Here is a 26,444-nt window from a genome sequence, read left to right on the forward strand (position 1 = left end):
CCCCCCGCCGGCCGGCGGCGTCTCAATGTTCGCCCCGCGCGCCCGCCGCGACCGCGTGTAGCGGCCCCGTGACGGTCGGTCAGACGGGTTCGCCCACCGGTGCGTTCTCGGCGGCGCCTGCGCCCGCGGGCAGCCAACGCGACGCCAGCAGGCCCACCGCCACCACCGGTATCGCGAACAGCGCCGACACGGCCACCACGTCCAGCCACAGCGAGCCGAGCCCAAACAGCCCGTACACGCCCAGGGCGCCGAGCTCGCAGGCGAACCCGGCCACCGACAGCACGGTTGCGCGGCTGCTGCCGCTCATCACCTCCTGCAGCCTGGTCTCGGTCAGCACCCTGGTCAGCTGCAGCAGCCCGAAGCAGACCGCGATGGGGCCCAGACCGACCAGGTCACCGGCGAGGGCCCCGGCAGCGAGCAGCACCCCGGCGGACACTATGACCGATCCGATCGCGACCGGCGAGGCGCGCCAGCGCTCGGCCAGCGCGCTGCCCGCCGCCATCGCGCCCATCATCAGCGCGAGCACCAGCGGGACCCCCGCGGTCGCCATGCCGAGGTCGCGGACCAGCAGCGGGACGTACTCATCGAAGGCCGACAGGGCGGGCACCAGCGCGGCGACCACCAGGGCTCGGCGCACCGTGCGGTCGCCGCGCGCCTCGGCCAAGCCGCCGCGCAGCTTCGCCAGGTACGTCCGCACCCCGTCCCCGGACCGCTCGGCTTTGGGCTGCTCCGGCAGGGCCAGCGCCGCCGCGGCACTGCCCAGGCAGGCCAGCATGCTGCCGAGGGCGATCAGGGCGTATCCGGCGCCGAACCGCTGCCCGAACGCGTACGCCGGGGCGGCCAGCGCCGTCGTGACGAGCATCGACAGCATGGCCACGGTCGCGGCCCGCGACGCGACCGCCTGGTACCGGCCGGCGGCACCGATCGCGACCAGCTCGTCGTAGAGCAGCGCTTCCTTCGTGCCGGAACTGGCGGCGCTGCGGACCGCCCACAGCACGAACCCGAGCGCGAAACCGTGATAGGTGGGCCACAGCCACCAGACGGCGAACCCGGTGCAGCGCAGCAGCGCGCCGAAGGCCAGCAGCCGTCGGCGGGAGAACGCGTCGGCCCAGGCGCCCGAGGGCACCTCCAGCGCGAACGAAACACCGGCCCAGATGAGGAACAGCGAGGTGATCTGCGCGGTGTCCAGGCCCGCGTCGGCGAACAGCAATGCGTAGACCGGGAAGAACAGCACGCCCTCGTCGCAGGCGCGCAGGGTGCAGTAGAGCCTGGTCAGATGCCGCACCGATGGCATGTCAGGCCCGCCTGGCGATCGTCATGCGGCCCAGCGTGCCGAAAGCCGACCGGCGGCGCAACGCGCATCGCCTGTTTGACGCCCGCAGGCCCGGCTCATAGCATCGACGCGGATCGCCTTCCGGGCAAACCGTCGCACCGCGGCGGTCGGCACGCCTTTCGGGAGTCGGCGGGTCACAGGCGTCCGCAGCCCGCGCGTCCGGCCGTACCCCCTGGGCAGGGGGCGCGGCGGCGCGCACGCCGTTGAGGACCCCACGTGCTTCCACTGTCCTGGAAACGCCTGCACGCCGGTCTCGGCATGCTCCTGCTGGCCGCCACACTTCCCGTCGCGGTCATTGCCCTGTCCCCCGACCCGGTCCGCGCCGCGGACCCCGTCACCGTCCTCACCAGCGACTTCGAGGACGGCACGGCCCAGAGCTGGGCCATGCGCGGCACCGCCGAGGTCGTCGCGAACAGCACCGCCGCCGCGTACGGCGGCACCCGTAGCCTGCTCACCAGCGGCCGCACCGCCGCCTGGAACGGCCCCAGCCGCAGCCTGCTGTCCACCGTCACCCGCGGCGTGCGCTACACGTACTCGGTGTGGGCGCGGACCGCCACCGGGGCGGGCACCGCGCAGCTGCGGATGAGCGTTGAGCGGCGGCTGGGCACCACCGTCAACTACGAGCAGGTCGTCAACAGCACCAACGTGACCGAGTCCGGCTGGACCCAGCTGACCGGCTCGTACACGCTGGCCAACGACGCCGACTTCTTCGCCGTGTACGTCGAGACGGTCAGCGGCACCGCGTCGTTCCACATCGACGACTTCACCCTGTCCTACGTCCCGGCGAGCCCGATCCAGACCGACATCCCGTCGTTGAAGACCGTGTTCGCCAACGACTTCCCGATCGGGGCGGCCGTCGGCCGCTCGGAGCTGCTGGCCGAGCACGGCCAGCTGCTGGCCAAGCACTTCAACTCGCTCACCCCCGGCAACGCGTTGAAGTGGGACGCGACCGAGCCGACCGAGGGGGTGTTCAACTACACCGACGCGGACGCGATCGTGGCGTTCGCCAAGGCCAACGGCATCAAGGTGCGCGGGCACACGTTCGTGTGGCACCAGCAGACGCCCGCCTGGGTGTTCAACGATGCCAGCGGCCAGCCGATGACCGCCACCGCGGCCAACAAGACGCTGCTGCTGGCGCGGCTGGAGGCGCACATCCGGGCGGTCGGCACCCGCTACGCCAACGACATCTACGCCTGGGATGTCGTCAACGAGGTCATCGACGAGAACCAGTCCGACGGGCTGCGTCGCAGCACCTGGTTCAACATCACCGGACTGGACTTCATCCGCACCGCGTTCCGGGTGGCGCGCCAGGTGGCGCCCAACGCGAAGCTGTACATCAACGACTACAACACGAACGTGGCGGCCAAGCGCGACAAGCTCTACGCCCTGGTCAGCCAGCTGAAGGCCGAGGGTGTGCCGATCGACGGGGTCGGACACCAGATGCACGGCAACGTCGACTGGCCCACCGGCGCCGACGTCGATGCGATGATCGCGAAGTTCATCCCGCTCGGGGTGGAGCAGCAGATCACCGAGATGGACACCAGCATCTACACCAGCTCGTCGGAGAGCTTCACCACCCCGCCCGCCGAACGGCTGACCCGCCAGGCCGCCCGGTACAAGGCCTGGTTCGACGTGTACCGCAAGTACAAGGCGAACCTGACCTCGGTGACGCTGTGGGGTCTGGCCGACGACAACACCTGGCTGGACAGCTACCCGGTCAGCCGCAAGGACTTCCCGCTGTTGTTCGACGTGTCACTGCAGGCCAAGGAGGCGTACTGGGCGATCGTCGGCACGACCTCGCCGTCGGCGTCCGCGTCGGCGTCGGCGTCGGCGTCGCCCAGCGCCTCGCCGAGCAGGTCGGCCAGTCCGTCGCCGAGCCCGTCGGCCAGCGCGTCGCCGAGCCCGTCGCGCAGCGCGTCGCCGTCGCCGTCGGCGAGCACGCAGCCGGTGGGCTGCCGGGTGACGTACACGATCACCAACCAGTGGAACAACGGGTTCCAGGGTGACGTGACGATCACGAACCTGGGCGGTGCCCCGATCAGCGGTTGGACGCTGCGGTGGACGTTCGCCAACGGCCAGGTGATCAACCAGTCGTGGAACGGGAGCTACAGCCAGACCGGGGCGAACGTGGCCGTCACCAACGCGGGCTGGAACGGCACCATCGCGCCGGGGGCCAGCCAGGGCTTCGGCTTCCTCAGCAGCTGGAGTGGCACCAACACCAAACCCACCCTGTTCACCGTGAACGGCACCGACTGCACGGTGGCCTGACCGCCCGGGTGCGGGTGGCCCCAGCTGGGCCACCCGCACCCGGCACGCGTGGGTCAGACGCGGGTGATGCGGACCGCGTCGGCGATGACGTAGCCGGTGCCGCTGGTCCAACGGCTCACCCCGACCTTGTTGCCGGGCCCGGCCGCCAGCGTGAACGTCCCGATGGACACCCACTGTCCACCGTTGGCCTGCTGGTTGACGTACACGGACTGGTTGCCGCCGGAGGCGGCCACGAGATAGGGGGCGAGATTGTTGTAGCCGGGGTCCGCCGGGTACCACACCGAGATCTGGTAGGCGCCGGTGGTCGGCAGGTCCGCCTGGAACCAGGCGACGTCGCTGGAGTTCACCGGGGTGGCGAACCGGTAGTCAGCCCCGTTGCGCTGCGGCGAGTAGGACGAGGTGCCCCAGTTGGCGCTGGCGGTGAACCCGCCCGCCGTCGCGTTGTCGACCGTCACGCTCCACTGCTGCGGCGACCCCGGGGCGGCGACGTCGAGGTAGTCGTGGTCGATGTTCATCGTCACGCCGCCCCACGTCTCGTTGCCGCCGCCGGTGTACTGGTGCACCCGCTGGTGGTTGGCCCAGTACGCGTCGGGGCAGTAGGTGCCCCCGTCGGTGTCGGCCACGCCGTTCCACCAGGCGATCCACAGCTGGTCGACGCGGGTGTAGGCCGGGTTGTCGTACTCGGCGCACACGTCCTTGATGCCGGAGTTGCCGCTGGAGTACATGCCGGACACGAAGCCCAGCTCGTGCAGCCGCTCGGTCCAGCCGGACAGGAACGACAGCACCGCGGCCTTGCATGAGGCGCTGGTCGGGTACGCCTCCATGTCGTTGAAAATGGTGCTGCCGGCGCCGATGCCCAGCGCTTGCGCGGCGCTGACGGAGCTGTTGGCCGCGGTGCGGCCCTGCGAGCGGGCCGTGGTCGGGTCAGCCGACATCTTCGGGGCACGGGTGCCGCACGGGGCCTGGTAGCCCAGCTCGATCGGCATCAGGTGCCAGCCGTTGGCGACCTGGTTGGCGACCCAGGTGGCGGTGAGGTTCGGCTGGGAACACGAGCGGCTGGCTCCGCTGATGTAGATGCCGACGGCACGGTAGGGCGAGCTGTTGCGCCAGGCGTTCATGTTCGACTGCGACGGCGCGGCGCAGGTCTCGAATCCCTTGCCGACGTAGGTCCCCGGCTGCGGACCGGTGGCGGCCAGCGGCGCGGCGGCCGCCGGAACCGCTGCCGCAGCGGCGGCCCCGGTCACGGCCACCACGAGTGTCGCCGCCATGGCCATACCTGCGATGCGGGCCAGTGCTCTTCCCATCCGCGCCTCCCTGAAGATTTCTTGCAACCTAGCGTCGCGATTAGAAGGTTTTTACTACACATCGAGCGCCGTCGGTAGCCGCACGTGCGGGCGCACGCCGGTCACCCGACGCTTCGAACATCGTCATTGGACAGAGCGAACCGCAAGTGAACTGCGCCAGAAGTCGATCGTCTCGGCGATGGGAACGCCGCGACCGTGCGCCCGGATTTTCGGGCGCGCGGTCAGGAGCCGGTCAGCCAGCGGCGACCGGAAGTTGGAGCGTGGTTTCGGGGCGGATAACCGGTCAGCGCGAGCTGTGGACGACCGTGAGCGCCACGTCGTCCTCGAGCTCCTCGCCGAAGTGTCGCAGGATCTCGTCGCACAGCTGGTCTGCGGACAGCTCCTGCTTGTCGGCGATGACGTCGAGCAGGCCCTCGGGCGCGACGTTGTGTTCGGCGGCGCGGCGCTCGATGAGGCCGTCGGTGAACAGCACCAGCGACGCGCCGAGCGGCAGGTCGACCGTGTGGTCGCGGCGCGGCGCGGTGGCGACGAACCCCAGCAGCGGTTCCGGACGCGGGGTCAGCAACCGTGCCTGTCCCGAGGGCAGCAGCAGCACCGGGGGCGGGTGCCCGGCGTTCGACCAGCGCAGGACATGGCCGTCGTCCGGCTGCCGCGCCGTGGCGAGCTGCGCCAGCAGCACCGTGGCCATCGTGTCCGGGCCCAGGGCGGCCATCGCCCGATCCAGCGCGGAAAGGATGGCCGAGGGCGGCGACTGGACGGTGAAGGCGATCCCCCGCAGCAGGTTGCGGATCTGCGCCATGTCGGCCGCCGCGCGGCGGTCGTGGCCGCTGACGTCGCCGATCGCCACGGTCAGGCAACCGTCCGGCAGGATGAACGAGTCGTACCAGTCACCGCCGACGTGCGCCTGCTCGGCGGCGGGAAGATAGCGCACGGCGATCTGGATCCGGCCGTCCACGGCCGGGGCGGTTAGCAGGCTCAGCTGCAGCGTCTCGGACATCTTGCGCTCCAGCGCCGCCACGCGCCGCTCGGCCTGGTACGCGGCGACCCGGGCGATGGCCTCGGCCGTGGTGGACCCGACCAGCCGCAGGAAGGTGCGGTAGGCGTCGTCGACCGCGAGCGCGTCGTTCAGCCGGGCCGTGAGCAGGAACTCCGCGGGCGGGTCCGCGACCGAGGTCAGCGGCACCCGCGCGAGCACGCCGTCGGCGGTACGCAGGACGGTCAGCTCCTCCCGGGCGACGCCGTCGTGGTCGGCGAGCCGGACGACGCGCACGTCGGACAGGTCGACGGCGGCGGGCTCCAGCGCCACGGCGACCCGCTCGGGCAGGCGGACCAGGTCGTCGAGGTCTGCCAACGCCTGTGCCAGGCGCCCCAGCGCCTCCAGCCGCCGCCGGGTGATGATGCGCTGGGTGGCCTCCTCGGTGATGTCGATGACGCCCTCGATCACGCCGCCCGCTCCCCGCACCGCCGAGTACGCGAACGTGAAGTAGCACTCCTCCAGGAAGCCGTTGCGGTGCAGGTCCAGCCGCAGATCCTGCATCATCACCGGGCCGTGGCCGCCGCGTACGGAGTCCAGCAGCGGGCCGACGACGTCCCAGATCTCCGGGAACACCGCCTCGGCGGGCCGGCCCAGCGCATCCGGGTGCTTGCCCGCGATCAGCTCGACGTACGCCTCGTTGTAGAGCAGCACATATCGGGGCCCCCACAGCAGGGTCACCGGGAACCTGGTGTTCAGGGTCATGCTGAGCGACGCCAAGAGCGTCGGGCTCCACGCTGACGGCGGCCCGAGTGCCGTCGCCGCCCAGTCCACCTGCTCGTAGCGATCACGCAGGCTGCCCGCATCACCGAATACCGCGATCATCGGGTGCAGACCCTCACAAATGGTGATCCTATAGAGGCGCGGCACGACCGCCCCGCGTACGGCGAAAGTCGCCCCTCGGGCCCACGGTGGCAGGGGGTTACCTGCCCGTTTCACACACGGTGTCGGAACCCGCCGAGGGCCTGCGCGGTCCACCTCGTCGGCGAGATCGACCATGGCCGAGATCGAGGAGGTCACCGGCTGGCTGAAACAGGCCGTGGACGGCTGCCCGGCCGGCATCTCGCCATACTTCGGGCTCTAATCTCCGGCGTCGGGGCGCAGGGTGTCCAGCAGCGGCGCGAACCGCTGTGAGGCGTCGAACAGCGCCTCCGGGCCGAGCCGGTTGGCGTGCAGATGCGACAGCAGCTCCATACCCAGGTAGAGGGCGACGGCGGCGGTGGCCAGCTCCCGCACCGGGATCACCTCGGCCAGGGGTGTCCCCGCGAGCAGCCCTTCGATCGTCTCGGCGGCGAAGTCCTGCCACACCGCGGTCTGGACCCGCACCTGCTCGGCCAGCCGCGGATTGCTGTTGGCCGCCGCGACCAGCTCCTGCACCGCCGCGATGTGCCCCTCGGCGCCGTCCTCCACGTAGAGCCGTCGCAGCCGCTCCAGCACGTCGGTGAAGCCGGTGACCCCCGCCAGCTCGGCCCGGTAGCGGGCCAGGCGGGCGTCGCTGGTGAACTGCGCGGTCGCCACGAGCAGGTCGTCGAGGTCGGCGAAGTGGTAGTAGATGACACCGGGGGCGAAGCCCCCGGTGCGGGCGATGGCGCGGGCGGTGGTGCGCCCGTATCCCTCGGCGGCCAGAGTGGACACGGCCGCGCGCAGGACCCGGGCGCGGGTGTCGGCGCGGGGCACGTCAGATCACCCGGACCGGCCTGACCCCGGCGCGGGCGAGGTGCGGGTCGAGGCGGCGGGCCAGTTCGGGCAGGCGGTGGCTGGGGATCTGCGGGTACAGGTGGTGCTCCAGGTGGTAGGTCAGTTCCAGGAAGACGGCGGGGATGATCCTGCCGCGCAGCGTACGCGTCTGGGTGAGCGGGTCGTCGCCGTACCGGTGGTGTGGCAGGTAGACGGTCAGCAGCGGGTAGACCCAGCTGCCGACGATCGCCATCACCGCGTACGCCAGCAGCGCCGGGGTGTGCGGCCACAGCAGCACCCCGCCGATCACCGCCGTGAACGGCATCGCCGCCTCGGCCAGCAGCCAGGCCCGGCGGCGCCGATCGCCCCTGGCCCGCCCGAACGCCCACCACCACAGGCGGCCAAGGAACACCGGCCCGTAGGCGATCGCGCCGAGCAGCGTCAGTTTGGCCGGGTAGCCCTCGGGGTCGTCGTCGGACGGGAACAGCCGGTGGTGCTGCAGGTGGGTGTCGCGGTAGGCGTGGCCGCTCTCCAGCAGCACCACGCCCATCGCGAACAGTGCCCACTCGCTCTGCCGCGCGCTCAGCCCGAGGCTGCGGTGCACCACGTCGTGGGTGACGGTGACGACCGCGACGAAGATGCCGAAGACCAGCAGCGGCGTCAGCCACCACCAGCCGCGCCAGGCCGCGACGGCGAACACCGCGATTCCCGCGTACGGCCGCAGCAGCGCCACCCACCGCCGCCGCCGCGACACCGGCAGCAGGTCCGCCCCGACCTCGGCCAGGCTCGGCAGTCCGGCCGCGCTCATGACAGCACCGCCGCCCGGGTGTGGCGCCGCACGTCGTCGGCGACGATGCGGCTGCCCAGCACGCAGGCGACCGTGCCCAGGCCGGGCCAGGTGCTGTCGCCGACCAGCCAGAACCCCGGCTGGGCGCTGCGGTGGGCCAGGGCGTGCTGGTTGGTGTTGCGCAGCGTCTGCCGTACGCCCCCGACCGCCCCGCCGGGCCGCCCGGTGAACCGCTGGTAGCTGCGCGGCGTGCCCACCTGGCACACCACCGCCCGCTCCCCCAGCCGTGGATACGCCTGCCGGGCGTAGCCGATCAGCCGCCGCCCGATCTCTTCCTTGCGCGCCGCGTAGTCCGCCTCGGACAGCCCGGCCCAGCCGTCCAACTCGGTATGCGTCGAGATCATCACCGCGCGGTGGCCTGCCGGGGCGCTGTCGAGGTCATCCGGGTCGGACACGGACACGAACATGTTGTTGCCCTCGCCCAACGGCCGCGCGTAGTCCTGTAGCAGCTGGTGGTGGGTGAACTCGTGGTCGGACACCTCGTCGTCCGGCACCCCCAGGAACACCACCACCGCCCCACCCAGGTCCGGCTCGTCGCGCCGCAGGTACGGCGCGAGCCCGTCGGCCACCGCCCCGGGGGCGATCGTGGCGGTGAGCTGCGCCGGGATGGCGCTGACCACGCTCGCCGCGGTGACCGTGCCGCGCGGGGTGTGCACCGCGAACGCGCCCGCCCGGCCGGTCACCTGCTCGACGCGACAGCCGGTGCGCAGGTCGCCGCCGAGACCGCGGTAGTGGGTGACCAGGCGGCGCCAGAAGCCGTGCATGCCGCCGCGGTGACGGCTGAGTCCGGCGCCCCGGATGGTCACCCCGAGCGCGGCGTTGATCAGGGGCGCCCGGTCGACACTGCTGTGCACGGTGTCCTCCACGAGCATGCCGAGCAGCGCCACCAGGCTGTCCTGTCCACGCAGGCCGTGGCGGCGCAGTTCGTCGCCGAGGGTTCGGCCCAGGTGGCGGGCCAGCGGGGCGTGGCGCAGGCCGAGGGCGCGCAGATCGTGCAGCGCGTCGGCGGGGGTGCGTACGGGCAGGCGGATGCCGGTGCGGCTGGCGGCCCAGAACACGTGCGCGAGGTGGTCGAGGGTGGCCCAGAAGCGGCGGTGGGCCCGGGTGTCGCCCAGGGCGCGCAGCCGCTCGGCGTGCCAGCGGGCGGGGTCGCGGTGCAGGGTCACCGTGCGGTCGGGCAGCCAGGCGACGTACCCGGGCAGGTCGTGGGTGTCGAGGTCGGTCAGGCCGGTGGCGTCGAGCAGTTCGGCGCCGACCCCGCCGGGGGCGAAGTCGACCAGGGTGGTGGCGCCGACGTCGAAGGAGAAGCCGCGGTGGCGGTAGTAGCCCGCGCACCCTCCGGCATGGCCGTGGGCTTCGAAGAGGACGGTGGACAGGCCGTCGGCCTGCAGCCGCAGCGCGGTGGCCATCCCGGCCATGCCGCCGCCCACGATCGCGACGTCGCAGCTCCTCGGCAGGGCGCGCGCCGGGCGAGTCCCCACCGGTACGCGGTTCTGAACATCCGTTCTGAACATACGTTCAAATTAGAAGCACGTACCGTCCCGCGTCAATGCCTCAGGGAAGGGCACAGTCTCGGGGAGAGCGCGGGAATCGTGGCAGCCGATCCTGCGCCCTCCCCGATACCGCGGGCTCGCTCGCACCGCTCAGGAGGGTCCGGCGAGCGCATCGGGCAAGCCGACCACGTCGTGCGTCAGACGTGCGCGTAGTTGAGAATGATGCCGTCGGAGTAACTCTCCGACTCCACCTTGATGGGGTTCAGCGTCGGATCGACGGCGATGTAGAGCTTGGCGGAGAACTGACGGCAGTCTTCGCCCGCGTTCAGCGACACATACGTCGTCGAATTGATCTTCAGATGGTGGATCTGGGCACTGTCGTAGAAAGTTCTCGACGTGCCGTTGATCGTCCGACACACCTGACCCGTGCTGGCACTGTAGATCGTGATGACCGGGTAGTAGGAACCCTTGGAGGGTTTGCCGCTCAGACTCTGCGGTCCCCAGTCGGATTGCGGGCAACTGTCGGTGCCGTAATAGCATCCGGTCAACTCGGCGTCCAGCTGGAGGCGAACCTGCGTGGTCGTCGCCGCGGCCGTCCACCGACCGGAGTGCAGCACGTATTCGGCTTCGTTGGCGGGAAGACCCGCACCGATGAATATGCCGTGCGGATCGGCCGGGTCGTCGCAGGCCGGCGGATCGTAGGTGCACGAGTCAGCAGTCGACCAGATGCCCGACCCCTGGTAGTAGGTACCCGTCATCCACAGATGGGTCTGCCCGCCGGCCAGGGCCGTCAAGGTGTCACCCGGATTGTGGCTCTGCGGCACCGCGCGCACGTAAAGGTGGCAGGTGTAGGTGCCATCCGCCGGTGCCCGCCAGAGCCAGTTCACCGTCAACGTCATCGTCGCGGTGCCGAAGACCGCGCGTTGTTCGATGTTGCCTGGATGGTTCTGAGTGGTGTTCACTCCCCACACGCTGCCGCAGGTCACTCGGGCGACACCGAGGATGATGCCGGTGTCCGAGGAGCTGTCGACCGCGAGGACGCCGATGAGGTGACGTTCCTCGCCGGCGGTCCACGACTTGGTGATGCTCAGCAGATCCAGCTCGTTGGAGGACTCCGTCACCGGGACGACGGTGGGCACGGCGAGATCCACTTGCGTGTACGCGAACGCGGGTGACACCTCGACCCCCACCAGGCCGGCGGCGACCATGGCGATCACCAGCAGCCGGGACGACAGGCGTCGACCATATGATTTGGACAATCGATCCCCCGGTCTTGATTTCGGCGAACCATAACAAACCATCGGCCCTCCCGCTGCCCTGCCGGCGCGGGCATCGGCAAGCACGGCAGGCGAATCCCGGCTCGTGGCACACGGTGCGCCGACCGCGCGCGGCGCACGGTGTTCAGAGGCCTGTGGGCTTGTCCGGCACCGGCCGGGTGCGGGACCAGACCTCGGCGTCGGCCAGGAAGGCGCTGGAGGACACCTGCGGCTCACGGGTCAGCCGCGGCGCCCCGGCCACCGTCGCGCCGTCGATGGTCAGCACACCCGTCGCGCACGGGATGTACACCGTGGACAGCAGGTGGGCCACGCCGCCGAGGTCGAAGTCCGGTGCCTGGATCAGGCGCCGGTCGAGCGGGGTGGTGATCTCGACGACCGTCCCGGCGGCACGAGCGACCATGCCCGCCGACAGGTCGTAGTCGAGGTCGACCTGTGCCCGGATCACCGCCGGATCAGGCCAGGGCAGCCCGGCCACCTCGGGAAAGTGGCGGGTGAAGTCGGCCGCCAGCCAGCGGCCGAGCGGCGCGTCCTCGGTCACGACCCGCACGGCACCGTCGTGCCACACCACCAGCGCGGTTCCGGACCCGCGCTCGGACCAGTCCACCCGCCACACCGAGGCGAATGCGACGCGTTCACCGGACTCGTCGAAAAGAGTCAGGCCGGGGTTGGCCCCCATCAGCCGTACCGACACGCGGGCTCCCATCGACGACTCGGAGTCCGTGAACCTAGCAGACCGGCAGCGTCAGTCCTGCGGCACTGTGCCCGGGTATTTGATGCCCGCGCCCGTGTTGAGCACGACCACCTCGTCGGTGGCGGACAGCCAGCCGCGCTCGCGCAGCAGCCGGGCCGCGGTCAGGCACGCCGCCCCCTCCGGGCACAGCAGGAGCCCTTCCGTACGGCCGAACTCGCGCAGGTCGGCGAGGATGTCGGCGTCGTCGACCGCGATCGCGGTGCCGCCGGTGTCGGCCAGCGCGTCGAGGATCAGCTCGTCGCCCAGCGGGGCGGGCACGGTGATGCCGAACGCGACCGTCTGGGCGTCCGGCCACGGCCGCACCCGCCGCTCGCCGCGGTCGAAGGCCGCGACCACCGGCGCGCAACCGCTGGACTGGACCGCGACCAGGCGCGGCGGCGGGCCGGTCAGCCAGCCGAGTTCACGCAGCTCCGCCAGCGCTTTGTGGATACCGATGAGGCCCACGCCGCCACCGGTCGGGTACAGGATGACGTCGGGCGAGCGCCAGCCCAGCTGCTCGACGATCTCGTACCCCATCGTCTTCTTGCCTTCGAGGCGGTACGGCTCCTTCAGCGTCGAGGCGTCGAAGATCCGGCCGTGGGACTCGGCGATGAGAGCGGCGATCAGCTTTCCGGCGTCACTGATCAGACCGTCGACCAGGTGCAGCTCGGCTCCGGCGGCGACCACCTCCTGCCGGGTGATCAGGGGCGCGGCCAGCGGCATCGCGATGGTCGCGGCGATACCGGCGCGGGCGGCGTACGTCGCCCAGGCCGCACCGGCGTTGCCGTTGGTGGGCATCGCGACGTGCCGCGCGCCCAGCTCCACCGCCCGCGACACCCCGACCGCCGCGCCGCGCGCCTTGAACGACCCGGTCGGGATCAGCCCCTCGTCCTTGACCAGCAGCCGCTCCAGGCCGATCAGCGCGCCGTACGTGGGGGCGTGCCACAGCGGCGTCCAGCCCTCGCCGAGCGTGGTCACATACCGGTCCTCGCCCACGGGCAGCAGCTCGCGGTAGCGCCACAGGTCGGCGGAGCGTCCGGCGATCCGGGTCGGGTCGACAGCTCGCGCGACGGCGGCCAGGTCGTAGCGGGCCAGCAGCGGCGAGCCGCAGGAGCAGAGGTTCTGCGGCCGGTGCGCGTCGTGCTGGGCACCGCAGCGGGGGCAGTCGAGGTGGGTCAGGAACATGGGCGCTCGGGTCCTCCGTGGTCGACGGTGCGCTGTCAATGATGGGGCCACCCCTCCCGCCGCCGCACGCGGACCGGAGGGGTAGCGCGACCGGCTTCTCAGCTGCGCGAGATCCGCAGCACGCCCGTGACGGTCCCCTGGTAGTACACCCGGTCCACGGCCGTGCCCGCCGTCTGGAGCGGATTGACCAGTACCGAGCCCAGCAGGGCCTGGTCGGTCACCGCGCCGGTGCGGGCGTCCACGGCGGCGAAGAAGAACGGGTCAGCCTCGCCCAGCAGGCCGTCCTGCACGGCGGTGTAGAGCCGCCCGTCGACCGTGGACAGTCGCGGCAGCGCCGCCGAGCGAGTGGCCGTCTCCCACACCGGGTCACAACCGCCGCCGTCGGCGCGCACGTCGACGCGGGTCAGACCGCCGGTGAACGGCGCGTTCTCCGGCACGCTGGGGCCCGCGTCCGAGGGCAGCGCCGGGTAGTCGTAGCCGTAGGTGTTGGTGAGGAAGACGCTGCGCCCGGCGGCCACCGGCGCGTTCTCGGTGCCGCTGGCGGCCTGGCCGGTGAACAGCGGGCGTGAGCAGACGAGGCCGCCGTCGGCGGTGCGCAGCACCAGCAGGTTCAGATGCGGCACGGCGTTGTCGGTGATGGTGACGTACTCGCTGCCGGTGGTGGGGCCGAAGAAGACCGGGGTGGCGCCGCTGCCCCAGCTGAGCTGGCCGGGCTTGCGGGCGGGGCCGCGGTCGTAGGCGTGGCGCCAGCGCAGCACGGGGGTGCCGGGCGCGGCCGCGTCGAACAGGTAGAGCGCGTGGTCGCTGGTGACGGCGACCCCACCCGGCACGATGGACAGGCTGTTGGCGACGCGCTCGCCGGCGGGCAGGCGGTAGGTGTGCGCGGCGCCGGTGGCCGGGTCGTACACGCCGAGCGTGCCCGCCGCGGTGGCGAACCAGACCCGACGGTCGTATCCGGCCAGCACGCCGACCACGGAGTCGTCTGCGGCGACCGCGGTGGCCAGGGAGGTCTGCTCCACCACGCGCAGGGTCCAGATGCCGAACAGGCCCCGGCTGTGAGCGGTGCGCAGCAGGTCGCGGTTGCCGTCGACGATCACGACCCGGTCGGCGTCGTCGAGGTACGCGTACACGCCCCCGAGCAGATTCCCCTTGGCGATCGACAGACGGGCCAGCGAGTTGCCGCTGGCACGGTCGAGCAGGTGCAGCGCGGGGGCCTGGCCGATGATGTCGGTGCACAGCCCCAGCAACTGCCCGTCGCCGCCGTGCAGCAGGGTCGGGCACGCGGCCAGCAGCGTGGCCCGGGTGACGGTCAGCGGCGCACCGGCCGGTCCGGGCTGCGCGAAAGTCTTGGCGGAGGCGCTGTCGCCGTGGGTGCTGGCGCCGCCGGCCGGGGCGGTGGCCGGGTTCTGCGGGGCGGGCGGGCCGAACTCGGTGTCGGTCGCGGCGGCCGGCGCGCCCGCGAACGAGGTGGCGAGCAGCGTGGCGGCCAGCGGCAACGCGGCGCGGCTGAGCCTGCGGGACGGGATCACAGTGGCTCCTGGTGAGCGATGCGGCGGGTCCGATGCGGACCGAGAAATCCTACTATTCATACAGGAGCGATAGAGATAGCCTTTCCGGGAGGCGCAACGGAGCGCATGCCGCTGGAGGCGAGATGCTGTCACGTCTGGTCGAGGAGATCCGCCGCGAGCCCGACCCCGAGCGGGTCGCCGAAGTGCTCGCCCGCTGCCTGCACCAGCCGCTGCTCACACCCGCGCAGTGCGCACCCGACCCGGACGGATACCGCCAGCACGTGCTGCACGTGGAGCCCGGCGGCGCCTTCTCGCTGGTGTCGCTGGTCTGGCTGCCAGGTCAGGCCACCTGCGTGCACGACCACGTGTCGTGGTGCGTGGTGGGCACCTACCTCGGCGCCGAGGAGGAGACCAGCTACCGGCTCGACCGCGACCGGCTCACGCCACTGGCCACCACGGTCAATCCGCAGGGGTCGGCAACCTGGCTGCGGCCGCCCGGCGACATCCACCGGGTGCGCAACGCGACCGGCGGCCTGGTCATCTCCATCCACGTGTACGGCGCCGACGTGCTCACCCTGGGCAGCAGCATCCGCCGCCGCTACCCGCAGCCGGTCGGCTGACCGGCGCGGCACCGGCCCGACTCACCCGCCGGAGCCCACGCGCCACCAGTCCCTGGCGTCGGTCCCCTCTCCGGGCCAGAACTCGAGCAGGTCCCCAGGCGCCAGGCCGAGCGCGTGCTCGATCTCGGCAGGCGTGAGGCTGCGCAGCGACTCCGACAGCGAACGGGTCAGGTCGAGCCAGTAGCCGCGCAACGTGGACTCGCTCACGAACAGCTGCTTGGCCACCTGCGCGTAGCTCAGGCCACGGGCCCGACCGTGCAGCAGCTGGCGCTGGCGTTCACTGAGCAGGGTGATGCAGTCGCGCCGGACCAGCACCTCCAGTATGCCGACGACCGACTGCGGCACCACCACGCCACCTGCGGCGACCTCACGGAACAGCTGCTCGGCCCGCCCGGTCGGCAACGCCTTCGCGACCACCCCGCTCGCCCCTGCGGCCAGGCAGGCCGCGAGAACGAAACGCCGTTCCTCCTGGCTGTACACGCACACCCGGTAGCCGCGCCCGGTCACCGCCCGGATCGCGGCGACACCCTGCCGGACGTCGGGCTGCGCCTCGAGGTTGGCCAGGTGCAGGTCGAGCAGGACGAGGTCGGCCACGGGTCGGCGGCGCAGCAGCTCCTCGACCGTGGCGACCGCGGCGACGACGTCGAGCCCCGGCATGAGCAGGCCCACCGAGTCGCGAATCAGCGACGCGTCGTCGACGACCGCGACCATGGGCCTCACGGCGCGTCCGCCCGTACGGTCGCCGGCACCGGGCCGCAGGAGATCGTCACCGTCGTCCCCTCCCCCACGGCGGACTCGACCTCCACATCGAGGCCACGCAGCTTCAGCTCGCCGACGACGACCTCACGCAGCCCCACCCCGGCGGTCACCGACGCCGGGTCGAAGCCGACGCCGTCGTCGCGCACGGTCAACGTCCAGGCTCCGTCCGCGCCCTGGTCGAGGTGGACCACGACCTGGTCCGCGCGGGCGTGCCCGCGTACGTTGAGCAGCAGGCTTTCCAGCGCTCGTTCGAGGGCCTCGGCCTGGGCGCCGGGAACCTCCAGGCCCGCACCGAGGTCGAGCAGCGCGTCCACGTTCAGGTCGGCGAACCGGTCGCATACCCGCTGGATCAGCGCGGCCAGCGGCACCCGGGACCCGGCTGAGCCGGCCCCCTCCGCCCCCGAGGCCCGGCCGCGCAGGTAGGAGCGCATGCGTCGCAGCTCCACCTCGGCCAGGTCCAGCAGCCGCGCCCGGTCGGCGTCGGTGCCCGGCTCGGTGAGCAGGCGCAGCACGGCGACGCCGTTGTGCATCATGAGCTGGGCGCGCCGCTCCTCCTCCCGCCGGGCCAGCTCGGCCGCCTGGGCGCGCGAGGTGTCGGCGTCGTGCGCGATGCGGCGCGCGTACCCGAAGAACATGCGGGTGACCAGCGCGTACACCACGAAGGTGAGGACGTTGCCGAGGGCGGTGGGGGCCATGTTCCCGCCGATGTCACCGTCGAGATAGACCGCGTAGCAGACGACGACCCCGAGCAGGCCGCCGATCCAGAGCGCGAGGCTGCGAACGCCGCTGGCGGTGATGATGATGGACAGCGCGTAGCCCGGCTGGTACGCGACCCAGGTGCCGAAACGCTCGCCCGAGACCAGCACCAGCGGCCCCGCGACCAGCAGCGCGCAGGCCAGCGCGAAGTCCGCCGTGCAGGCCGCCGCGCCGAGCGGGCGGCGGCGCACCAGCGTCACCGCGCTCACCACGATCGAAGCGAGCGCCGCGGCGGCCCAGCACGCCAGGTAGGCCGTCTCGTGCGGGGACGTCAGCACCCCGCCGCGCACGGCCGGGATCATCTGCGCGACCGTGCCCAGGCGGACCCCGGCGATGAAGAACGAGAACGCCCGCTCCAGGCCGACCTCGGTCGTGGGCAGGTCCGTGACCCGCCAGAGCCCGTTCCGGCCGCTCATTGTCCTCCTCCGGTGGCCGACCGCCACGACGTCTCGCGGAGCCGTCAGGCCACAGCGGACCCGCCGGAGCGCACCGATGAACGTACTTCAGCGAGCGCGGGAGGAGGTAGCGGTCCGCCGTCGAGACAGCAAAGATCGCCGGGCGCCGCCATTCCGCGTTTTCGTTGGGTTGTCCGCCGGGAGTCGATGGGATGCGATGGACAGGTCCGGCGCGCCGACGGGCGCCGAGATTCCAGGAGGGCAGGTGCCGAAAGTGATCGATGACGGTACGCACGCAGTGTCCCGCCGCGCCGTCCTGCACGGGGTCGGCGCCCTGCTGCCGGGAGTCGCCCTCGCGACGGCGGGAGGCGCCACCGCGGCCGCCGCGGCCGCTCCCGCCGGGGCCGTGCACGGGGCGTTCTCGGCTGCCGGGTACACGTGGCCGACCGTGTCCGGGTCGGTCCGGACCGGAGCAGCAGTGTCCGGTGCGGTGTTCACGCTCACCGCCGATGGGCGGCCGCTGGCCGGTCGGCGGGTGCGGTTCTCGATCAGCTCGTTCCACGAGGCCGACCGCAGTCTGTGGTTCGAGGCGGGAGTCGGCGGCCAGCGCGGCAAGGCCATGCTGCGAGTCGGCTACCTGGACCTCGACACCGACGCTGCCGGGACCGTCGCGCTGGACCGGTGGCTGCGGCGCGGGGCCGTGCCGACCGCCGCGGTCGGCACGCGTCCGCTGCTGCGGGCCCAACTGGTCGGCTCGGAGACGATCCTCGCCGCCGTCCGCCTGACGGTGGTCTGACCGGCCACCGCGCCCCCTTTCCGATCTTCCTTCCCGCGGCGGGCCGGTGGGCTGCCACGCCGTGCCTGACCGAGGAGTGCGAGTTGACCAGAACTGTCGCCGGGGCCGAGCAGTGGGCTCGCCAGCACGTCACCGACGGTGGCGGCTTCTACAACGGGCGCAACTGGAACGGCATGTGCCAGGCGCTGATGTTCCGGGCCTGCGGGCTGAGCAGTTCCGCGGGCACCGCCTACCAGGCATACCTGGCCTCCGGAGCCGACAACCACGACTACTCCGCCGCCCCGCGCGGGGCGTTCCACTGGTGGGCCGACCAGGGCGACCCGGAGCCCGGCCACGTGGCCCTGGACCTCGACGGCGGCGGCACCCGCTGCCTGATGGCGTCGTCGAACCTGTCCGGCGGGGAGGACTTCGCCCCCGGCGGCTACTGCATCGGCACGCAGTCGGTGGCCCGCTACAACTCGCTGTCCGGGCTGCGCTATCTGGGCTGGACGCTGGACAACGTCGGCTCGCGGATGGCCGACGTGGGCACCCCCGGGCCCGGCAACGACCCGGGGCCGTCGTACCAGCTCACCACCGAGGACCAGCGGGTCCTGCAGACGCTCGCCGGGCGGGGCGGCTACACCGGCCCGGTCGACGGCGTGATGGGCGTCAACAGCTGGAAGGGCGTGCAGACCGCGGTCCGCGGCTACGGCTACACCGGGCCGATCGACGGGGTGCCGGGCGTCAACACCTACCGGGCGATCCAGTCCCTGGCCCGCGACGGCGGGTATACCGGCCCGGTCGACGGCGAGCTGGGCCCGAACACCATCCGGGGCGTGGCCGCCTGGCTGCAGGCCCACCCGCCGACGACCCCGCCCGCGCCGGGCCCGGCGCCCAACCCGCCGGCCGGCAGCGCCGTGTACGGCATCGACGTCGGCACCAGCCAGGCGAGCCTGGACTTCCTGGCCGCCCGCAGCGCCGGGTTCCGGTTCTGCGTCGTCAAGTCCGGCGGCTCCAACGACGGCACCCACATGCCGTACACCGCGCCCTACTACGTGGCCCAGGTCGACGCCGCCAGGGCGGCCGGGCTGCTGGTCGGCCACTACTGGATGAGCGGTTGGAACTCGCCGACCGCCGACGCCGCCTACTACGTCGCGCACCTGCACGACTACCGCCCCGGCGACCCACTGATGATCGACATCGAGGGGGCTGACGGCAGTCCGGTATGGACCGATGCCCAGACGGCGTCGTTCATCGCCGCGGTCAAGGCCAGCCTGGGCGCGACGCCGTTCCTGTACACCTACTCGGCCCTGCTCACCTCACGGAGCTGGCCGCAGACCCAGGCCACCGGCGCGAAGCTGTGGATCGCCGACTACAACAGCGCGGCGGGCAGCCCGCAGATCGGCTCGGCGTACCCGACCTGGGCCATCCACCAGTTCAGCAGCTCCGGGACGATCAAGGGCATCCGGGTCGACCTGAACCAGGCCAAGGCCGACGCCTTCGGCTCGGCGACGCTGCCGCCCGCCGGGCCGAACCCGATCCCCGACCCGGCCCCGGACATCCCGCTGGCCGACGGCGTCACCCTGCAACGCGTCGCGCAGCTGGGCGGCTACACCGGCCCCGTCGACGGCGTGCTCGGCCCGAACAGCTGGAAGGGCGTGCAGACGCTGCTCAAGCAGCTCGGGCTGTACAGCGGGCCGGTGGACGGGGTGCCCGGTACCAACACCTACAAAGGCCTGCAGCTGCTCGCCCAGCGCGGCGGTTACACCGGCCCGGTCGACGGGCTGCCGGGCCCGAACACCTACGCGGGGCTGCGCGGCTACCTCGCCCAGGCCGGTGGCGGCATCACGATCTCCACTGCGGACGCCAAGACGCTGCAGCAGCTGGCCCAGCGCGGCGGCTACACCGGGCCGGTGGACGGGGTGCTGGGCACCAACAGCTGGAAGGGCGTGCAGACGGTCCTGTCGCGCGGCTACTACAGCGGACCTGTCGACGGGGTGCCCGGACCCAACACCTACACGGGCCTGCAACTGCTGGCCGCCGACTACGGCTACACCGGCCCGATCGACGGGGTGCCCGGCCCGAACACGTACGCGGGCCTGCGGACCTACTTGACCGTGACCAGCGGCGGCCCCGGTGCGATCTCGATCGCGGACGGGACGACCCTGCAGCGGATCGGCGTCGCGGGCGGCTACACCGGCCCGCTGGACGGGGTTCCGGGGGTCAACAGCTGGAAGGGCGTCCAGACGGTGCTGCGCGGCTACGGCTACGCGGGGCCGCTGGACGGGGCGCCGGGCACCAACACCTACCGGGCGCTGCAGACCCTGGCCACGGCGGGCGGCTACACCGGCCCCATCGACGGCGTGATGGGCACCAACAGCTGGAAGGGTGTGCAGACCGTCATGCGCAGGTTCGGTTACACCGGCCCGATCGACGGCGTGCCGGGCACCAACACCTACGCCGCGATGCAGCGGATGGCCAGGCTCGGCGGGTACACCGGGCCGGTCGACGGGGTGCTGGGGGCGTACAGCTGGCGCGGCCTGCAGGCGTGTCTGCGGGGCTCGGGTTACTCCGGCCTGATCGACGGGGTCCCGGGCGCGGGCACGTACACGTCGCTGCAGCGGCTGGCGCAGACCGGGGGCTACACCGGGCCGCTGGACGGCGTGCCCGGCCCGAACACCTACCAGGCGCTGGCCAACCTGGTCCCCTGAGCCGAGGATGGCCGTGCCCCGTGACCGTCCGCCCGGCGGCCACGGGGCACGGGCCGGTCAGGAAAGCTCCACCTGCGACCAATCCAGGCCGTCGAGGTTGACCACGATCGCCTCCTGCGTGGTACGGGCGATCACCACCACCGCCTCGGTCTCCGGATCGGGGTTCTCCTCCCGGTGCGGCACGTACGGCGGGACAAAAATGTAGTCGCCGGGCCCGGTCCGCACGGCCGTCTCCACCGGCTCCTCGCCCTCCAGGTCGAGGAAGACGAAGACCGGCGTGCCGGACACGACGAAGATCGCGGTCTCCGACGCGCCGTGGTGGTGGTTGGCCGACTTCGTGTCCCCGGGGACGTGCGTCTGCCCCATCCACAGGCTCCTGGCCCCCACGGTCTTGCCGCTGATCGCCTCCAGCCGCTTCATCCCCGGCGTCTGCGTCGTCTGCGACACCAGCCCGTCCGGAGCGACCCGGTGCAGGCGGCGGTGGAACGGATCGATGTCGGCGGGCAGCAGCACACCACTGGGCGTGCGCACCAGGCCGTCCGACGATCCGGCGGGCACGTGCAGGACGTTCATCATGCTCCCTGAACAGCTAGGACACGCGGGACCTCGCCCGCGGGCGACAGGACCCGGCGCAGCGACTCGGCCGCGCCCTCGACCAGATCGGTGCGCAGACCGCGGCGCGACCACACCGACAGCGGCAGCGGCAGCGCGGGCGGCAGGTCGTCGCGGGCGACCAACCCCTGCGGCGTCTGCCCGAGCGTGGCCATCAGCCCCACGCCCAGCCCGGCCTGCACCGCCGCCTGCACTCCGGCCAGGTGCGGGGCCTCGCAGCCGACCTCGGCGGGCAGACCGTACCCGGCCAGGGTGTCCAGGGCGCGGGTACGCAGCGCGCACGGCGCGTCGAAGGCCACCAGCGGGATCGGCTCACCGTGGCGCGGCGGGCGCCAGCCCGGTGCCGAATACCAGGTCAGCTCCAGCTCACCGACGGTCAACGCGTCGGCGTCGTCGGCCGGACCGAACAGCAGCGCGAGGTCGATGCGGCCGTCGGCCAGGCCGGTGCGCAGCTGGGCACCGCGGTCGATGCGGAACCGCACCCGCCAGTCCGGGAAGGTGTCCGCCAGCGCACCGGCCAGCTCCGGCAGCAGCTGTGCCGCCGCGTGCTCGGTCGAGCCGATGACCAGTGCCTGCTCGGTGTCGACCCCGAACCCGCGCAGCGTCTCGTCGTGTACGGCCAGAATGCGCCGCGCCTGCCGCAGCAGCGTCTCCCCCGCCGCCGTGAACCGCGACCCGCGCCCCTGCCGCTCCACCAGCGGACGTCCGATGGCCGCCTCCAGGCGGCGCACGTGCTGGCTGACCGCCCCCTGGCTCAGGTAGAGCGAGGCGGCCGCGCGCTGGAAACCGCCGCAGTCCGCGACAGCGACGAAGCTGCGCAGCGGGGCGATGTCCAGGATGCGGCTCATGACCATGAGCGTAGGAGCAGGTTACGCACGGATTGTGAACGCGGTTTCACGGATTTCGAACACCCATCACGAATCGTGATGGGTCACCATCACGATCCATTGTTGGACATCGGCCCAGCTCCGGGCCCAGACTCGTTGCCATGAGCCGCCCAGTCGCCGTGTACCTGACACGCCGCCGCTGGCTCGACAACGCACGGACCCGCACGACGCTCTGTCGCTGACGCGGTGATGGCGCTGTTCGAGCGCCAGCCCGCCGTACCCCCGTGCCGCCCGCATCGCCGCGGGCATCCCGCCTGACCCCGGCCCGGTCCGCTTGTCCGCGGCCGTAGCCGCTGAACGTGCACGCCCACCGCGGCGCGCACGCCTCCTTGTGCACCCATCCGCCCGAAAGGCATATCCGTGACTCAACGCACCCTGAAACTGGGCGCCGTGCTGCTCGGCGTCGGTGGCCCCGGCCAGCACCACACCTGGCTCAGCCCCGAGATCCCCGGCGACGCCAGCGTCGACATCCGCTGGTACATCGCCCGCGCCCAGCAGGCCGAGGCGGCCGGGTTCGATCTGGCGTTCATCGTGGACAGCCAGTTCATCACGCCGGACTCGCCGCACCACTACCTCAACCGGCTGGAGCCGCTGACGCTGCTGTCGGCGATCGCGGTGCACACCAGCCACATCGGGCTGGTCGGCACGCTGACCACCTCCTACAACGACCCGTTCAACATCGCCCGGCGGCTGGCCTCGCTCGACCTGATCAGCGACGGCCGGGCGGGCTGGAACGTGGTGGCCACCGGCGACGGTGGCACCGCCGGCAACTACGGCCGCGACGAGCACTACGACTACGCCACCCGCTACGGCCGGGCGCTGGAGCACGTACGCGTGGTGCAGGGCCTGTGGCAGTCGTACGAGGACGACGCGTTCCCGCGCGACAAGGAGCGTGGCGTGTTCTTCGACCGCACCCGGCAGCACCGCCTCGACCACGTCGGCGAGCACTTCTCGGTGGTCGGCCCGCTCAACATCCAGCGCTCGCCGCAGGGCCAGCCGGTGATCTTCCAGGCCGGGGACTCGGCCGAGGGCCGCGACCTGGGCGCGAACATCGCCGACGCCATCTTCACCCACGCCCAAACGGTCGAGCAGGGGCAGGCGTTCGCCCGCGACATCCGGGCCCGCGCCGCCGCCCTGGGCCGCGACCCCGACCAGATCATCATCTTCCCCGGCATCAGCCCGATCATCGCCGACACCGACGCGCAGGCCCGGGAGAAGGAGCAGGAGATCCTGGGCGCCAAGAGCTTCGACCGGGCGCTGGCCGAGCTCGGCCGCCCGTTCGGCTGGCACGACCTGTCCCAGTACGACCTCGACGCCCCGTTCCCGGAGCTGGGCGACCTGGGCGACCGCAGCTTCAAGACCCAGGCCGAGAAGATCAAGCAGCTGGCCCGCGACAACGGGTTCACGCTGCGCCAGGTCGTCCAGCACCAGCTCGACTCGCGCCGGTCGCCGTTCGTCGGATCGGCGCAGACGGTCGCCACCGAGATCGAGCGCTGGTTCCGGGCCGGGGCGTTCGACGGGGTCAACATCACCGTCACCGTGCCCAGCGAGTTCGCCCGCTTCACCGACGAGGTGCTGCCGATCCTGCGCGAACGCGGCGTGGTCCGCACCGGTTACGCCGCCACGACGCTGCGCGGCAACCTCGGCCTGCCCATCCCCGAGAACACCCACACCGTGGCCCGGCGCACGGCCGCGCAGCAGCCCGCCCGCACCCCCAGCCTCGTCCCGTGACCGCCGCGACACCGCAGAAAGGCACCACCATGAACCTCGTACGACGTACCAGACAGCTGGCCGCGGCCGCGGCGGCGGTGCTCGCCCTCGCCACGACGGGCTGCGGCACCGACGCCGGAGCCGCCTCCGGCGAGTCGACCCTGCGCTGGGCGGTCGCCCTGCCCGCGCACTGGGACCCGGTGGTCAGCGGCAGCGGCGCCCAGTTCCGGATCCTGTCGCTGGCGTACGCGTCGCTGACCGAGATCGACGAGCAGGGCAAGGCGGTGCCGAGCCTGGCCCAGGGCTGGGACTACAACAGCACCGGTGACCAGGTCACCTTCCACCTGCGGCCGAACCTGAAGTTCACCGACGGCGAGCCGCTGAACGCCCAGGCGGTCAAGCTCTACCTGGAACGAGCAAAGACGCAGAAGAACTCCGCCCTGTTCGGCGACCTCACCTCGATCAAGGAGATCACCGCCTCCGGTGACCTGGACGTGGTCGTCAACCTGACCCAGGTGGACTACCAGATCCCGCTGCTGCTCGGCGAGCGCGTCGCGCAGATCACCAGCCCGAAGGCGGCGCAGGACCCGGTCAAGCTGGACCAGAACCCGGTCGGTGCCGGACCGTTCGTGGTCACCGAGTTCGTGCCTGGCTCCCACGTCTACCTCAAGAAGAACGCCGACTACTGGGACGCCGCGAACATCCACATCGACCGGGTGGAGCTGCACGCCGCGCCGGACAACGCCACCATCGTGTCCAGCCTCAAGACCGGCGTCTACGACCTGGCCTACCTCGACGCGTCGCAGGTGAAGGCGGCCAAGGCGGCGGGCCTGGACGTGGTGCTGCAGCCCGGGTTCAACGCCTCCAACATCAGCATCAACGTCAACAAGAAGCCGTTCGACAACCCGAAGGTGGTCGACGCGGTCCGCTACGCCGTCAATCGGCAGGAGTTCGTCGACAAGGTCACCTTCGGCTACGGCAAGGCCACCGACCAGCCGTTCCCGCCGGGCTACATCGCCTACGACGAGAAGTCGGCCGGGCAGTTCCCGTACGACCCCGCCAAGGCCGTGCAGCTGCTGGCCGAGGCCGGGTTCCAGCCGGGCCAGATCAAGCTCGACCTGGTCATCCCGGCCCAGTCCACGGCCGCCGAGATCGTGCAGGCGCAGCTGGGCGCGGTCGGCATCACGGTCAGCATCAAGGTCGACCCGAACTGGTCCACGCCGTTCTTCGCCAAGGACCTGACCCTGTCGCTGTACGGCACCACCGGCCGCGAGTCGCCCGTGCAGACGCTGACCGCCCACTTCGGACCCAATGGCCCGCTGAACCTGAGCACGCCGTACCAGCCGGAGGGCTTCGAGGCGGCCGTGTCGCTGGCGCGGCGGACCCCGCTGGACTCGCCGGACTACGCGGCCAACCTGCAGGCGGCCACCCGGGCCGGGCTGGCCAGCCGGGCGCTGGTGTTCACGTACGCTCCGACGAACATCTTCGTCAAGAGCACCCGCGTCTCGGCGCTGCCCGCGATCCCCGGCCAGATCCACTGGACCGGCGTCACCGTGGCCGCGTCATGAGCGGCGCCGGGCTGGGCACCGCCCGACTGCGCCGGGCCGCCGCGCGCACCGCCTCAGTGGCGGCACGCTCGATCGCGATCTTCGTACCGGTGTTCGTGGTGGCGACGTTCGTGACCTTCGCGCTGCGCTCGCTGAGCGGGCTCAGCCCGGCGCACCTGCAACTGGGCGAGTCGGCGACCCCGGAGTCGCTGGCCCGCATCGAACACGAGTGGGGCCTGGACCGGCCGTTTTTGACCCAGTACCTGGACTGGTTCGGCAAGGTCCTGTCCGGCGACCTGGGCACCAGCTGGTACAACGGCGCCGACATCGCGCAGCTGCTGGCCGAGGGCGCCGTGATCAGCCTGTCGGTCGCGGGGCTGGCCCTGCTGATCGGGGTGGTGTTCGGGTTCGGGTTCGGCATCCTGGCCGCGCTGCGGCGCACCACCTGGGTCGACCGGGTGATCACCGGGGCGATGACGTTCATCTCGGTGATGCCGTCGTTCGTGGTCGGCATCGCCCTGGTGGCCGTGTTCGCGGTCAGCCTGGACTGGCTGCCGTCGGCCGGGTGGGTCCCGGCCGAGCGCGGGTTCGGCCTGTGGCTGGCGCACATCACCCTGCCCGCCATCGCGCTCAGCTTCGACACCGTCTCCGATGTCGCCCGGCAGCTGCGGGCCGGGCTGGTCGCGGCGTACCGGGAGAACTACGTGACCGGGGCCGTGGTGCGCGGCCTCGGCCCGCGCCGGATCTTCTTCCGGCACGTGCTGCGCAACGGCATCGGACCGGCGCTGACCGTGCTGGGCCTGAAGTTCCCGAACCTGCTCGGCGGCGCCGTCGTCACCGAGGCCATCTTCGGGATGCCGGGGTTCGGTCAGTTCGCCGCCGCGTCGGCCCAGCGCGGCGACGTGCCCGCCGTCCAGGGCGTCCTGGTCGTCTCCATCGTGCTCGTCGTCGTCTTCAACCTGCTGGTCAACCTCATCCTGGCCCGCCTGACGCCCGCTTCGGCGAGAGGAGTCTGAC

21 protein-coding genes are annotated in these 26,444 nt (G+C 71.9%); 7 read left to right on the top strand and 14 right to left on the bottom strand.

The genetic code is table 11. From position 1 onward, the window contains the following. Positions 1-79: 79 nt before the first annotated feature. Positions 80-1,285 (bottom strand): MFS transporter, encoded by a 1,206-nt coding sequence (locus tag KUA19_RS14245; RefSeq protein WP_308167447.1) that lies wholly within the window; start codon positions 1,283-1,285, stop codon positions 80-82. A gap of 264 nt (positions 1,286-1,549) precedes the next feature. On the opposite strand from KUA19_RS14245, the gene KUA19_RS14250 reads away from it, so the two are divergent. Next, complete coding sequence (locus tag KUA19_RS14250) at positions 1,550-3,601, top strand: endo-1,4-beta-xylanase (RefSeq protein WP_308167448.1); 2,052 nt, start codon at positions 1,550-1,552, stop codon at positions 3,599-3,601. 53 nt (positions 3,602-3,654) lie between these two features. Here the strand turns inward: KUA19_RS14250 and KUA19_RS14255 are convergent, their stop codons facing one another. From KUA19_RS14255 to KUA19_RS14295, 9 genes are all read right to left on the bottom strand, one after another. Next, on the bottom strand, positions 3,655-4,905 hold the full coding sequence (locus KUA19_RS14255; RefSeq protein WP_217396491.1) for a glycoside hydrolase domain-containing protein: 1,251 nt from the start codon (positions 4,903-4,905) through the stop codon (positions 3,655-3,657). A 283-nt stretch (positions 4,906-5,188) separates the two neighbouring features. Next, the gene (locus tag KUA19_RS14260; RefSeq protein ID WP_217396492.1) at positions 5,189-6,763 is read right to left on the bottom strand and encodes a PP2C family protein-serine/threonine phosphatase; all 1,575 of its coding nucleotides are present in this window, start codon (positions 6,761-6,763) and stop codon (positions 5,189-5,191) included. A 255-nt stretch (positions 6,764-7,018) separates the two neighbouring features. Beyond that, entirely contained in the window at positions 7,019-7,615 is a 597-nt protein-coding gene (locus tag KUA19_RS14265; protein ID WP_217396494.1) for a TetR/AcrR family transcriptional regulator, read from the bottom strand. Position 7,616: 1 nt separating this feature from the next. Further along, complete coding sequence (locus tag KUA19_RS14270) at positions 7,617-8,423, bottom strand: fatty acid desaturase family protein (protein WP_217396495.1); 807 nt, start codon at positions 8,421-8,423, stop codon at positions 7,617-7,619. Beyond that, the gene (locus tag KUA19_RS14275; protein ID WP_308167449.1) at positions 8,420-9,943 is read right to left on the bottom strand and encodes a phytoene desaturase family protein; all 1,524 of its coding nucleotides are present in this window, start codon (positions 9,941-9,943) and stop codon (positions 8,420-8,422) included. The genes KUA19_RS14270 and KUA19_RS14275 overlap by 4 nt, the downstream gene beginning before the upstream one ends. A gap of 209 nt (positions 9,944-10,152) precedes the next feature. Further along, the gene (locus KUA19_RS14280; RefSeq protein ID WP_217396498.1) at positions 10,153-11,172 is read right to left on the bottom strand and encodes a hypothetical protein; all 1,020 of its coding nucleotides are present in this window, start codon (positions 11,170-11,172) and stop codon (positions 10,153-10,155) included. A gap of 184 nt (positions 11,173-11,356) precedes the next feature. Beyond that, the gene (locus KUA19_RS14285) at positions 11,357-11,923 is read right to left on the bottom strand and encodes a hypothetical protein (protein ID WP_217396499.1); all 567 of its coding nucleotides are present in this window, start codon (positions 11,921-11,923) and stop codon (positions 11,357-11,359) included. Between the two features lie 51 nt (positions 11,924-11,974). Further along, on the bottom strand, positions 11,975-13,147 hold the full coding sequence (locus tag KUA19_RS14290; protein ID WP_217396501.1) for a threonine synthase: 1,173 nt from the start codon (positions 13,145-13,147) through the stop codon (positions 11,975-11,977). Between the two features lie 98 nt (positions 13,148-13,245). Next, positions 13,246-14,676, bottom strand: a complete 1,431-nt coding sequence (locus KUA19_RS14295; RefSeq protein WP_217396502.1) for an NHL repeat-containing protein — start codon at positions 14,674-14,676, stop codon at positions 13,246-13,248. Between the two features lie 122 nt (positions 14,677-14,798). On the opposite strand from KUA19_RS14295, the gene KUA19_RS14300 reads away from it, so the two are divergent. Next, entirely contained in the window at positions 14,799-15,275 is a 477-nt protein-coding gene (locus KUA19_RS14300) for a cysteine dioxygenase family protein (protein WP_217396504.1), read from the top strand. Between the two features lie 21 nt (positions 15,276-15,296). On the opposite strand, the gene KUA19_RS14305 is transcribed toward KUA19_RS14300, so the two are convergent. Continuing rightward, positions 15,297-15,986, bottom strand: coding sequence for a LuxR C-terminal-related transcriptional regulator (locus KUA19_RS14305; protein ID WP_254549393.1), 690 nt, complete (start codon positions 15,984-15,986; stop codon positions 15,297-15,299). A gap of 5 nt (positions 15,987-15,991) precedes the next feature. Then, positions 15,992-17,206: a sensor histidine kinase gene (locus KUA19_RS14310; protein WP_254549322.1), complete on the bottom strand. Its 1,215-nt coding sequence runs from the start codon at positions 17,204-17,206 to the stop codon at positions 15,992-15,994. A gap of 244 nt (positions 17,207-17,450) precedes the next feature. On the opposite strand from KUA19_RS14310, the gene KUA19_RS14315 reads away from it, so the two are divergent. After that, positions 17,451-17,981: a hypothetical protein gene (locus tag KUA19_RS14315; protein WP_217396506.1), complete on the top strand. Its 531-nt coding sequence runs from the start codon at positions 17,451-17,453 to the stop codon at positions 17,979-17,981. A gap of 83 nt (positions 17,982-18,064) precedes the next feature. Next, entirely contained in the window at positions 18,065-20,671 is a 2,607-nt protein-coding gene (locus tag KUA19_RS14320) for a GH25 family lysozyme (RefSeq protein ID WP_217396507.1), read from the top strand. A gap of 57 nt (positions 20,672-20,728) precedes the next feature. Here KUA19_RS14320 and KUA19_RS14325 read toward each other — a convergent pair whose 3' ends face one another. After that, the gene (locus KUA19_RS14325; RefSeq protein ID WP_217396508.1) at positions 20,729-21,244 is read right to left on the bottom strand and encodes a cupin domain-containing protein; all 516 of its coding nucleotides are present in this window, start codon (positions 21,242-21,244) and stop codon (positions 20,729-20,731) included. Then, positions 21,244-22,131, bottom strand: a complete 888-nt coding sequence (locus KUA19_RS14330; RefSeq protein WP_217396510.1) for a LysR substrate-binding domain-containing protein — start codon at positions 22,129-22,131, stop codon at positions 21,244-21,246. The genes KUA19_RS14325 and KUA19_RS14330 overlap by 1 nt, the downstream gene beginning before the upstream one ends. A gap of 399 nt (positions 22,132-22,530) precedes the next feature. Between KUA19_RS14330 and KUA19_RS14335 the strand changes: the two genes are divergently transcribed. The 3 genes from KUA19_RS14335 to KUA19_RS14345 are packed head-to-tail and all read left to right on the top strand — an operon-like array spanning position 22,531 to position 26,443. Beyond that, a complete protein-coding gene (locus tag KUA19_RS14335; protein ID WP_217396511.1) occupies positions 22,531-23,901 on the top strand; it encodes an NtaA/DmoA family FMN-dependent monooxygenase in 1,371 nt (456 codons plus the stop codon). Then, the gene (locus KUA19_RS14340) at positions 23,898-25,448 is read left to right on the top strand and encodes an ABC transporter substrate-binding protein (protein ID WP_217396513.1); all 1,551 of its coding nucleotides are present in this window, start codon (positions 23,898-23,900) and stop codon (positions 25,446-25,448) included. Before KUA19_RS14335 ends, KUA19_RS14340 begins: the two co-directional genes overlap by 4 nt. Continuing rightward, entirely contained in the window at positions 25,445-26,443 is a 999-nt protein-coding gene (locus KUA19_RS14345; protein WP_217396514.1) for an ABC transporter permease, read from the top strand. Before KUA19_RS14340 ends, KUA19_RS14345 begins: the two co-directional genes overlap by 4 nt. Position 26,444 lies beyond the last annotated feature (1 nt).

Origin of the sequence: Catellatospora tritici (genome assembly GCF_019083965.1) — a bacterium.
Classification (GTDB): domain Bacteria; phylum Actinomycetota; class Actinomycetes; order Mycobacteriales; family Micromonosporaceae; genus Catellatospora; species Catellatospora tritici.